The following is an 11,121-nucleotide window of genomic DNA, read 5'->3' on the forward strand; positions in this document are numbered from 1 at the left end:
GCCTTCTGCAGGAAGGTTTTCGGCCGAGATAGAGCCTTCGAGCATAACACGCGTCCAAAGCTTCGAAAGTATCCGTCTGTTTCCCTGAACGGCGGTCGTCGAACTCTTTCAGAGGCGCTTGAGTTCCGCGAGGACGCGCCGCGTCTTAAGCGGCCGGCCTTCGAGCCGCAGTTCAATCGCCTCGCGGTAGATTTCCCGCGCGGCGCGAAGCGCTTCCGGGCGTTCGAGGCGTCCTGCGAGGACGTCGAGCACATCGCGTCTCTCCCACGTGCGGATTTCATTCCCGATCGTTCCCGAAACGCCGGCAAGATCGCCTGTCGAACGGAGCGCGAATCTCGGCGCATCCTCGCCCTCGGAAATGAGCACCTGCCAGCCGCAGATGCGAAGGAGCTCCGCCTCAAAGCGCCGTAACCCCCGCTGCTGACCGGCAGGATCGGGGAGCGTCAAGGCTTCAAGCACGCGCACGTAGGCCGGAAATAGCCCGGGATGGACGTCCTCGCGCTCGGTGAGCCGCATGAGAAGCTCGTTCACGTAAAACCCGGAGAGAAGCGCCTCGCCCTTCAGCGGCGGAAGGATGCCGAGCCAGTCCGCCCGCGTGAGGATCTTCGCTTCCTTGCGTCCCGTCCAGGAAAGCTTCAGCGGAACAAAGGGCATCAGCATCCCCTTGAGCGTCGAGCCCGGGCGCTTGGCTCCTCTTGCAATGAGAAGAAGCCGCCCGAAGCGCGCCGTAAAGGCATCGAGCACCAGGCTCGATTCGCTCCAGGGGTAGGTGTGCAGAATGAAGGCGGGCTGTCCGGCAGGTCGTCCGGGCTTCCTTCCCGACGGGCGATCGCTTTCGGCTTCAATTTCAGAGAGGATCTCAAGCGCCGCGCGCTCATTCCCGATGAGGCGCGCGATGCTTTCCTCGTCGTCCCGTCGCTTTGCGCGGAGCGCGTGCGACGACGCCGGGGAGGAAGCCTCTTCGGAAAGCTTCTTCTCCGGCGTCGGATTATCTGCTCCTGAACGTTCCGTCACGAAAGATCCGCTTGGCGAAGAAAGAGATCAGTCGTAGCCGAGCGTCTTCAGCGCCTTCACGTCGTCGGACCACCCGCGGCGCACGCGCACCCAGACTTCAAGGTGCACGGGGCAGCCGAGCTGCTCGGCGATATCCGCGCGCGCAAGACGCGAAATTTCACGGAGCTTTGCGCCCTTTTCGCCGATCACGATCGGCTTGTGGCTCTCGCGGTCGACAATGAGCGTGGCGACGATGTCCGCATGGCGCTCCCCGTTTTCCTCGGTTTCCTTCCAGCGGTCGATTGTGACCGCGGTGCCGTAGGGAAGCTCGTCGCCCAGAAGCCTGAAGGCCTTCTCGCGAATCGTTTCGGCCGCCATGAAGCGCGGCGACTTGTCCGTGTAGAGCTCGGGATCAAAGTACGGAATGCTTTCCGGAAGGAGCTTCTCGATCTCCTTGAGAAGATCGTCGAGCTGACGGTGCTTCTCCGCCGATACGGGCACGATGGAGGCAAATGGGAAGCGCCTCATGGAATCGGCCATGAGGGGAAGCATCGCGTTTCTGTCCTTCGCGAGATCGGTCTTGCTGATGGCGAGGATGACGTTCGAAGCGTCCTTCGGGATGAGCGAAAGCACCTCGAGGTCCGCCGGCCGCCAGCCGGAAGACTCAATGAGGAGCACGATCGCGTCCACCTCGCCCAGGGTCGAGCGGACGGAGCGGTTCATGCGGCGCGTCAGCTGAGTCTTCACTTTCGTCTGGAAGCCCGGCGTGTCGACGAAGATGAACTGCGCCATCTCGGTCGTGAGGACGCCGAGCACGCGGTTGCGAGTTGTCTGGGGCTTCTTCGAGGTGATCGAAACCTTTTCGCCCACGAGCGCGTTGATGAGAGTCGACTTCCCGACATTCGGGCGCCCCACCACCGCGACGTAGCCGCAGCGGAAGCCTTCGGGTACCTTGACGGAATTGAGCGCGCCCGCGCGGGCAAGCATCGCCTCAAAGTCGCTGTCGGACGATTCAGCGGGCTCCACCTTTTCGGGGAGCTCCTGCGGGTTCATGTTCTCTTCAGTCATTTCGAGCGCTCCTTCACCAGCAGAAGGGCCGTTTCGGCGGCAGCCTGTTCGGCGGCGCGGCGGCTTGCGGCCTTTCCGGTCGTAACGATGTTGAGGGAATGGATGCGGCACTCGCATTCGAAGGAACGCTCATGCGCCGCGCCGGTCGTATTGACGATCGCGTATTCAGGACGCGGAAGATGCTCGCCCTGAAGGAGTTCCTGCAGGCGCGTCTTCGGATCCTTGCTCATCTTCTCCGGTGTAAGCGCCGTGAGAATCGGGTCATAGAGATGCAGAATCACGCGCTGGGCGGTCTCAAAGCCCGCTTCGCGGAAAACCGCACCGAAGATCGCCTCCATGGCGTCGGCAAGAATCGACGGGCGGTGAGCGCCTCCCGTCTTGATTTCGCCTTCGCCCATGAAGAGAAATGAGGAGATGTCGATGCGGGTCGCAATCTCAAAGAGCGTTCCCTCGCAGACGAGGTTTGCGCGCACGCGCGACAATTCGCCCTCGTTGAAGTGCTTGTCGCGCAGAAAAAGCGCGTAGCCGATGACGCAGTTGAGAACCGAGTCGCCCAAGAATTCCAGACGCTCGTTATGCTCCTGAGCGAAGCTGCGGTGGGTGACCGCGCGCCTCAGGAGCTTTTTATCGGTGAATTCATACCCGATGCGTTTTTCGAGCTCTGTAAGCGGAAGCATGTCTTTTTAGTCTTCTATTAATACCTGGGGGTCACATTCGGAACTATCTCGGTCAGCGGAAGCTGCCGATGCGGGTCATGTCGCCGAAATTAGCCCAGATGAATACAGCCCGGCCGACCAGATTTTCGTCAGGCACGAAGCCCCAGTAGCGGCTGTCCTCGCTGTTGTCGCGGTTGTCGCCCATGACGAAGTACTTCCCGTCGGGAACGGTGCAGACGAAGCCGCGGTTGTTGTAGTCGCAGGTCTCTTCCTTTCTCATGACGGCATGCATGGGAACCCAGCTCGGACGACGGTGGTCGAGCGCCATGAGGTGCGAGACGCCTGCGAGATCCTCGTCGCGCTCGTCAAGCGTCACCATCGTGGATTCGTCGACGAAGTCGCGCGGATCGCTCTGCTTCTGCTCGACGCCGTTGATGTAGAGAACCTTGTCGCGGTATTCCACGCGGTCGCCCGGGACGCCCACGACGCGCTTGATGAAGTCGACGTTCTCATCCATCGGATAGCGGAAGACGACAACATCGCCGCGCTTCGGCGCGCCGAGGTCGATCACCTTCATGTTCGACACCGGCAGACGAATGCCGTAGTCGAACTTGTTGACGAGGATGAAGTCGCCGATATGAAGCGTCGGCAGCATCGATCCGGAAGGAATGCGGAAAGGCTCGAAGAGGAAGCTCCTCAGGAGGAAGACCACCAGAATCACCGGGAAGAGTCCAGCAGTGTATTCGAGCCACCAGGGCTGACGAATCGCCCTGGCGCGGATCGCGCGGTATTCCTCGGCAACCGAAGCTTCGCCCCGGCGCAGCGCCTCGCGGTTGGCGGCCTCGAACTCGCTCGCAAGCGCCTCGGCCTTCCTCACCCGCGCGGGATAAAACTTCACGCGCTCGAGAATCCAGAAAATGCCCGTGAAGATCGAGAGGAGAAATAGGATCAGAGCGAAATTCATCAGAGTCTTCTTTAAAAATTACTTTTCTTCCGTCTGGAGGATCGCGAGGAAGGCTTCCTGCGGAATCTCCACGCTGCCCACCTGCTTCATGCGCTTCTTGCCGGCCTTCTGCTTTTCAAGGAGCTTGCGCTTGCGGGTGATGTCGCCGCCGTAGCACTTCGCAAGAACGTTCTTTCTGAGCGCCTTCACATTCTCGCGGGCGATGATGTTGGCGCCGATTGCCGCCTGAATGGAGACTTCATACATCTGGCGGGGAATGAGCGTTCTCAGGCGCTGCACGAGCTCGCGCCCGCGGGGAACCGCATTGGAGCGGTGCATGATCGCGGAGAGCGGGTCCACCTTGTCGCCGTTGATGAGGATGTCGACGCGAACGACGTCCGCCGCACGATACTCCTTGAACTCATAGTCCATGGAAGCATAACCGCGCGTCAAGGACTTCATGCGGTCGAAAAAGTCAAGAACAATTTCAGCGAGCGGGAGATCATAGGTGAGATGCACCTGACGGCCGTGGTAGGCGAGATTTGTCTGAATGCCTCGCTTTTCCTGGCAGAGCTTCATTACCGCGCCCACGAACTCGTTGGGCACGAAGATCGTGACCGAATCGATGGGTTCGCGGATTTCCTCGATCTTGTCGACGGGAGGAAGCTTCGAGGGGTTTTCAACCTGAATCACTTCGCCGTCGGTGAGGAGCACCTCATAGACGACGGAAGGAGCCGTCGTGATGAGGTCCATGTTGTATTCGCGCTCGAGACGCTCCTGGACGATGTCCATGTGAAGGAGCCCGAGGAACCCCGCACGGAAGCCGAAGCCGAGGGCCTGAGAGCTCTCGGGCTCAAAGCGCAGCGCCGCGTCGTTCAACTGGAGCTTCGTGAGCGCGTCGCGAAGCGCATCGTACTGGTTCGACTCAACCGGGAAGAGGCCCGCGAAGACCTGAGGCTTCACGGCCTTGAAGCCCGGAAGGGGCTTCTCGGCGGGCTTCTGGGCGAGCGTCACCGTGTCGCCCACGCGGGCGTGCTTCAGTTCCTTGATGCCCGCGATCACAAAACCCACTTCGCCCGCGGAGAGCGCATCGCGAAGCTTGCTCTTCGGCGTAAAGACGCCCACCTGTTCAACGAGGTGCGTGGCGCCCGTCGCCATCAGCTGAATCTTGTCCTTCGGACGGATCGTGCCGTTCACCACGCGCACGAGCATCACGACGCCCACGTAGTTGTCGAACCAGGAGTCGATGATGAGGGCCTGGAGCGGCGCCTCAGGGTCGCCCTTCGGTGCGGGAACATCGCGCACGACGCGCTCGAGAATCTCGTCGACGCCGAGACCCGTCTTCGCGGAACAGGGAATCGCATCCGTCGCATCGATGCCGATCACGTCCTCGATTTCCTCGGCAGCGGCAATCGGATCCGCGCTCGCAAGGTCCATCTTGTTGAGGACCGGAATCACGGAAACGCCGAGATCAATCGCGGTATAGCAGTTGGCCACCGTCTGCGCCTCAACGCCCTGCGTCGCATCGACGACGAGGAGCGCGCCTTCGCAGGCGGAGAGCGAGCGGCTCACTTCATAGGAAAAGTCAACATGCCCCGGCGTGTCGATGAGGTTGAGCTCATAGACCTTTCCGTCCTTCGCCTTGTAGCGAAGCGCAGCCGTCTGGGCCTTGATCGTAATGCCGCGCTCCTTCTCGAGATCCATGCTGTCGAGCACCTGCTCGCTCATTTCACGGTCGGAGAGGCCGCCGCAGCGCTGAATCAGGCGGTCGGCAAGCGTTGACTTGCCATGGTCGATATGGGCGATGATCGAAAAGTTGCGAATGTTCTGCATCGTCAGGGAAATGGTGTTCAGTCGGGGCGAGATCATTGCTCGGCGGTTGGCGAGCGATCAGAAATAATCAGGACGAGCGGCCGTCTGCAGGGCGCCCGGAATCCGCGCTTTCCAAATAAAGTCAAGGCGGCAAAAATCCCCGGAATCCGGGATTTTACAGCAGATGCGGCGACCTTCTCTCGCCCGCAAGAGAAAAAGGACGCCTCCCCGTAATGAGAAGACGTCCTTTCCGAAATCAGCGCGTTTTCAACGCGGCAATCAGGCTTCGTAGCGCTTGTAGATCACCGTCGAATTCGTGCCGCCGAAGCCGAAGGAATTCTTCATCGCCGCGCGGATCGTCATCTTTCTTGCCTGGTTGGCGCAGAAGTCGATCCCCTCGCACTCCGGATCAACCTTGTCGAGGTTGATGGTCGGGGGCGAAACCTGTTCGGCAACGGCCATGACGGAGAAGACGGACTCGATGCCGCCCGCGCCGCCGAGAAGATGACCCGTCATCGACTTGGTGGAGTTGACGACAAGCTTCTTCGCGTGCTCGCCGAAAACCTCGCGGATCGCCTTCACTTCGTTGGCGTCGCCCACGGACGTGGAGGTGCCGTGCGCATTGAGGTAGTCGATGTCGTCGGGGTTCATGCCGGCATGGCGAAGCGCCATGCGCATGCAGCGGACCGGACCGTCGGTCGCGGGCGTCGTGATGTGGTGCGCGTCGCCCGAGAGACCGTAGCCCACGACTTCGGCATAAATCTTCGCGCCGCGGGCCTTGGCGTGCTCAAGCTCCTCGAGAACGAGAACGCCCGAACCCTCGCCCATCACGAAGCCGTCGCGGTCGGCGTCAAACGGACGGGAGGCCTTCTCGGGCTCGTCGTTGCGGCGCGAGAGCGCGTGCATGGCGTCGAAGCCGCCGATGCCCAACTTGCAGACCGTCGCTTCAGCGCCGCCCGCAATCATCACGTCCGCATCGCCTCGGGCGATGATGTACATCGCCTCGCCGATGGCGTGAAGACCCGTCGAGCAGGCCGTGACGTGCGCAATGTTGGGTCCCTTCAGACCCTTCATGATGGCGAGCTGACCCGAGACCATGTTGATGATGCAGCCCGGGATCATAAAGGGCGAAATGCGGCGGGGACCGCGGCTCACCATCGCGTCGTTGTTGGCGCAGATGGAGGGAAGACCACCGATGCCCGCACCGATCGCAACGCCCGTCATCGGAGCGTTTTCCTCGGTGATCTCGAGGCCGGAGTCTTCAAGCGCCATCAGGCCGGCGGCAACGCCGAAATGCACGAAGCGGTCGAAGCGGCGGACTTCCTTGACGCCGAGGTACTTCGCGGCGTCGAAATCCTTCACTTCGCCTGCAATCTGGCAGCCGAATTGAGACGGATCAAAGGCGGTGATGCGGCCGATGCCGCTCTTGCCTTCAAGCGCATTCTTCCAGCTTGTCGCGAGATCCGCGCCAAGGGGGGAGACCATGCCGAGGCCGGTCACGACTACGCGGCGATTCATCATTTCCAAAAAACTCCTTGCTTCCCGCCCTGAGCATCCAGAAGCTCCGACGGATGGATTAGCAGAAACTCGGGATATCCCTGTCCCCGCAAACAAAGCGGGACCCGTTACCGAGTCCCGCTGATGCCTGGCCTTCCTATGAGGATGACTCCGAAGTCAGAAATTCCTCTTTGCAGAAGCGCACAGGCCGGCTCTCCCTAGAGAGAATGCCGATTACTTGTTGACGGCAGCCTTGACGAAGTCAACAGCCTGCTGAACCGTGCGGAGGTTTTCCTGCTCGGTATCAGGGATTTCAATGCCGAAAGCGTCCTCGAGAGCGAGGGACATTTCAACGGTGGTCAGGCTGTCGGCGCCGAGGTCTTCGATGAAGGAGGATTCGTTCTTGATGTCCTCTTCCTTGATGCCAAGCTGTTCGGCGATGATCTTCTTGACCTTCTGTTCGATTTCGTCCATTTTTAATTTCACTCCGTAGGGGTTGATTTCACTTTGGGAAAACCCCGTGCTTATGGAGCAGGCAGGGTTGAAAAAAGTTTATCCGGTAATTTTAGCAAAAGCCTTTCTGAGGTGCTTTTGAAAATCAGCCCATAAACATGCCGCCGTTCACATGGAGCGTAACGCCCGTCAGATAGGCGCCCGCAGGCGATGCGAGGTAGAGGCAGGCATTGGCGATGTCATCCGTTTGACCGAGGCGGCCGAGGGCGATCTGCTTGAGGAGCGCTTCGCGGTGATCCTCAGGAAGATCCTTCGTCATGTCGGTGTCGATGAAGCCGGGGGCGACGCAGTTGACCGTCACGCCGCGCGAACCGATTTCGCGCGCAAGGGCCTTCGTCATGCCCATAAGGCCCGCCTTGGCGGCGGCATAATTCACCTGACCGGCATTGCCCATGGCGCCCACGACGGAACCCATGGAGATGATGCGGCCGGAGCGCTGCTTCATCATCGGACGAACGCAGGCGCGCGCGAGCCGGAAGGCGGCCGTGAGATCCGTTTCAATCACGTCTTCCCAGGCGTCGTCCTTCATGCGAAGAACAAGGTCGTCCTTCGTGATGCCGGCATTATTAACGAGAATGTCGATCCTGCCCTTTTCCTTCACGAGGTCGGTCACTGCCTTCTGGGAAGCCGCCGCATCGCAGACATTAAGCACGATGCCCTTGCCCGAACCGCCGAGCGCCTCTGCGCGCTCGGTAATCTTCTGCGCGCCCGCTTCCGAGGTCGCCGTGCCGACGACGTAGGCGCCAGCCTTCATGAAGGCTTCCATGACCGCCGCGCCGATGCCGCGGGAAGCGCCCGTCACAAGGGCCACCTGGCCGGCGAGAGCGTCGGCAGCAAAAATCATCTTATCCATTTTTATGATCCTTATTTCCTTTGAATTCGGTGCTTACTGCGCGGCCTTGAGCTTCTCGAGCGCGGCTGCGAGCGTCGCCGCATCCGAAATGCCGTAGATGCGGATTTCAGGCGCAATGCGGCGGATGAGGCCCTGGAGAACCTTCCCCGGACCGCATTCAACGATGTCCGTGACGCCGTCGGCCGCCATCTTCTGGATGGTCTTCACCCACTGCACGGGCGAGGAAACCTGTTCGGCGAGCACCGTGCGGATTTCAGCCGGATCCGCATGCGTCTTAACGTCCACATTGGCAATAACTGGAATTTCCGGCACGGAAAGCTCGACTTCAGCGAGCCGGGCGGCAAGCTTTTCGCCAGCGGGCTTCAGCATGCTCGAATGGAAGGGACCCGAAACGGCAAGTTCAATAGCGCGGCGGCAGCCCTTAGCCTTGACGAGTTCAATCGCCTTCGCGAGGGCTTTCTTTTCGCCCGCGATGACGACCTGGCCGGGAGAGTTGAAGTTGACGGCTTCAACCGGTCCCGTTTTGGAAGCTTCCGCGCAGCATTCAAGCACATCTGCGTCGGAGAGGCCGATCACGGCGCACATGCCGCCGACGCCCACCGGAACGGCGCTCTGCATCGCTTCAGCACGGAAGCGCACGAGCTTCACGGCCTCTTCGAAGCCGAAAACGCCGGAAGCAGTGAGTGCGGAATATTCGCCGAGCGAGTGGCCAGCCATCACTTCGGGCTTCATGCCGCCGGCAGCAAGCCAGGCTTCATAAAACGCAACGCTTGCCGTGAGCAGCGCGGGCTGCGTGTTGACGGTAAGGCCGAGCTCTTCAGCGGGTCCTTCCGCAATCAGCTTTGAGATCGGGAAGCCGAGCGCAGCATCGGCACGGCGCACGTAGTCCTCAACAACCGCGTTGCCGGAAAAGCCGTTCAGCATGCCGACAGACTGGCTGCCCTGGCCGGGGAAGACAAAAGCTAGACGCATAGTCCAGGCTCCTAGTAAAGAATGAAAGAGAGACTATCAGACGTTTGCACGCCACTTGAGAATTGCCGATCCCCAGGCCATGCCGGCGCCGACCGCCTGCAGAAGCACAAGGTCGCCGTCCTTCACGCGGTTTTCCTTCACGGCAGCGTCAAGCGCAAGCGGAACGCTGGCGGCGGAAGTATTGCCGTGCTCGCTCACCGTCCTCACCATCGCCTCATCAGGGATTCCGAGCTTTTTTGCGACCATCGTCATGATGCGCAGATTTGCCTGATGGGGAACAAAAAGCTTCACTTCCGAGGGTGAGACGCCAGCAAGACGCGCCACCTCTTCTGCCGATCCGGTAAGGCCGTCGACAGCGAGCTTGAATACCTGCCTGCCGTCCATATTGATGTAGGGCGAGCCGGCAATCCGGCCGTTGCTCAGACAGGCGGTAAGACCGAGAACCTTTTCATCGTAGCGCCCGTCGGCATACATGCGGGCGGCGAGAATCCCCGGCGCGTCGCTTGCCTCGAGGGCAACCGCCCCCGCACCGTCGCCGAAAAGAACGCACGTGGATCGATCGTTGAAGTCGATCACGCGGGACATGGTTTCAGCGCCGACAACAAGCGCGCGTCGATAGGGGCCGGCGCGGAGCATCGCGTCCGCAGCGTTGAGGGCATAAATAAAGCCCGCGCACACGGCCTGAACGTCAAACGCCGCGCATCCGGTGCAGCCGAGCATCGACTGAACGTGCGCGGCCGTCGACGGAAAGACCATGTCGGGCGTCGTGGTCGCAACCACGATGAGATCGATGGAATCCGGCTCGAAATGAGCGCGCTCCATCGCCTCCTTCGCTGCTGCGGCGGCTAATTCTGTGGTTGTTTCACCGAGTGCAGGATCTGCGAAGCGCCGGGCTTCAATGCCCGTACGCGTGCGGATCCATTCGTCATTGGTTTCCACCCCGATAGATGCGAGGCGGGTCGCAAGCTCGGCATTGGAGATCCGAGTCTTCGGAAGCGCAGAGCCCGTTGCGGCAATGCGTGAATACATGCTCATGTGGCGGCCGTACCGGTAATTATCTGAATCCACAGATATTACACGTACAGATTTCTGCGGGAACGGCGTTCTCATCGCCCTCACGGCGTAGCGTCTACTTGGTATTTCCGACGCCCGGCCATAAAAAAAGGGACCCCCTCAGGGATCCCTCTTTTTTCGCTTTTCTGCGCCCTCGTAATTCTTGGCCTTCGAATCACGCGTCAGCTTCCAAGCCTCTTGCGTCGAGCACAATCACCGTGGGGTGCGCGCGGCATCTTCGCGCGAGGCTTCTATTGAATCTGAACGTTCAGGGCTCAGCCTCAGCCAGGATTATTCGTCCTGCTTCGTCGCGATGACCTTCTTGCCGCGATAGAAGCCGGTCGGGCTGATGTGATGACGACGATGGACTTCGCCGGTCGTCGCTTCGACAGCCGTCGGAGGATTCTTCAAGAAGTCATGAGCACGGCGATTGCCGCGACGGGCGACCGATTTCTTATTCTGCTGAACAGCCATGGCTAACCCCACGTAGGTTTAAGCGAGTGTCGAAAAAATTTGCTTCCGTGACCAGGCACTCGTTCCAGAACACGGAATTCCATGATTGCACTGCAGGTTCCCTTCCGGGTACATGCAGCAAGCGGCGGATTTTATCAAATCTCCAGAAAAATCTCAGCCGGAGATCAGATATTTTTATTCCGAAGCCTTACAGGAAAAAAGGGGAAGCCTGTCGACTTCCCCTTCTCTAAAATCTGGAGCGGGAGACGAGTCTCGAACTCGCGACCTCAACCTTGGCAAGGTTGCGC

11 protein-coding genes are annotated in these 11,121 nt (G+C 60.2%); all 11 read right to left on the reverse strand.

Annotated features, from left to right (window positions below):
• Positions 1-108: 108 nt before the first annotated feature.
• Positions 109-1,014 carry a DNA repair protein RecO gene (gene recO, locus Q0106_RS07725; RefSeq protein WP_297611155.1) on the reverse strand — a complete coding sequence of 302 codons (906 nt, stop codon included), beginning with the start codon at positions 1,012-1,014 and terminating at the stop codon, positions 109-111.
• 27 nt (positions 1,015-1,041) lie between these two features.
• Positions 1,042-1,980, reverse strand: coding sequence for a GTPase Era (era, locus tag Q0106_RS07730; protein ID WP_297611175.1), 939 nt, complete (start codon positions 1,978-1,980; stop codon positions 1,042-1,044).
• Positions 1,981-2,057: 77 nt separating this feature from the next.
• Positions 2,058-2,738 (reverse strand): ribonuclease III, encoded by a 681-nt coding sequence (rnc, locus tag Q0106_RS07735; protein WP_297611158.1) that lies wholly within the window; start codon positions 2,736-2,738, stop codon positions 2,058-2,060.
• Between the two features lie 52 nt (positions 2,739-2,790).
• Positions 2,791-3,681, reverse strand: coding sequence for a signal peptidase I (gene lepB, locus Q0106_RS07740; RefSeq protein ID WP_297611161.1), 891 nt, complete (start codon positions 3,679-3,681; stop codon positions 2,791-2,793).
• 18 nt (positions 3,682-3,699) lie between these two features.
• Positions 3,700-5,493 (reverse strand): translation elongation factor 4, encoded by a 1,794-nt coding sequence (gene lepA / locus Q0106_RS07745; protein ID WP_297611178.1) that lies wholly within the window; start codon positions 5,491-5,493, stop codon positions 3,700-3,702.
• 258 nt (positions 5,494-5,751) lie between these two features.
• Positions 5,752-6,993 carry a beta-ketoacyl-ACP synthase II gene (gene fabF / locus Q0106_RS07750; RefSeq protein WP_297611164.1) on the reverse strand — a complete coding sequence of 414 codons (1,242 nt, stop codon included), beginning with the start codon at positions 6,991-6,993 and terminating at the stop codon, positions 5,752-5,754.
• A 210-nt stretch (positions 6,994-7,203) separates the two neighbouring features.
• Positions 7,204-7,443, reverse strand: a complete 240-nt coding sequence (gene acpP / locus Q0106_RS07755) for an acyl carrier protein (RefSeq protein WP_139687876.1) — start codon at positions 7,441-7,443, stop codon at positions 7,204-7,206.
• 124 nt (positions 7,444-7,567) lie between these two features.
• On the reverse strand, positions 7,568-8,335 hold the full coding sequence (fabG, locus tag Q0106_RS07760) for a 3-oxoacyl-ACP reductase FabG (protein WP_297611168.1): 768 nt from the start codon (positions 8,333-8,335) through the stop codon (positions 7,568-7,570).
• 33 nt (positions 8,336-8,368) lie between these two features.
• Positions 8,369-9,307 (reverse strand): ACP S-malonyltransferase, encoded by a 939-nt coding sequence (gene fabD, locus Q0106_RS07765; protein ID WP_297611171.1) that lies wholly within the window; start codon positions 9,305-9,307, stop codon positions 8,369-8,371.
• A gap of 36 nt (positions 9,308-9,343) precedes the next feature.
• Positions 9,344-10,342: a beta-ketoacyl-ACP synthase III gene (locus tag Q0106_RS07770; protein ID WP_152157541.1), complete on the reverse strand. Its 999-nt coding sequence runs from the start codon at positions 10,340-10,342 to the stop codon at positions 9,344-9,346.
• A 309-nt stretch (positions 10,343-10,651) separates the two neighbouring features.
• Positions 10,652-10,834: a 50S ribosomal protein L32 gene (rpmF, locus tag Q0106_RS07775; RefSeq protein ID WP_005430449.1), complete on the reverse strand. Its 183-nt coding sequence runs from the start codon at positions 10,832-10,834 to the stop codon at positions 10,652-10,654.
• Positions 10,835-11,121: the final 287 nt, after the last annotated feature.

Origin of the sequence: uncultured Sutterella sp. (assembly GCF_937923675.1) — a bacterium.
Classification (GTDB): Bacteria; Pseudomonadota; Gammaproteobacteria; order Burkholderiales; family Burkholderiaceae_F; genus Sutterella.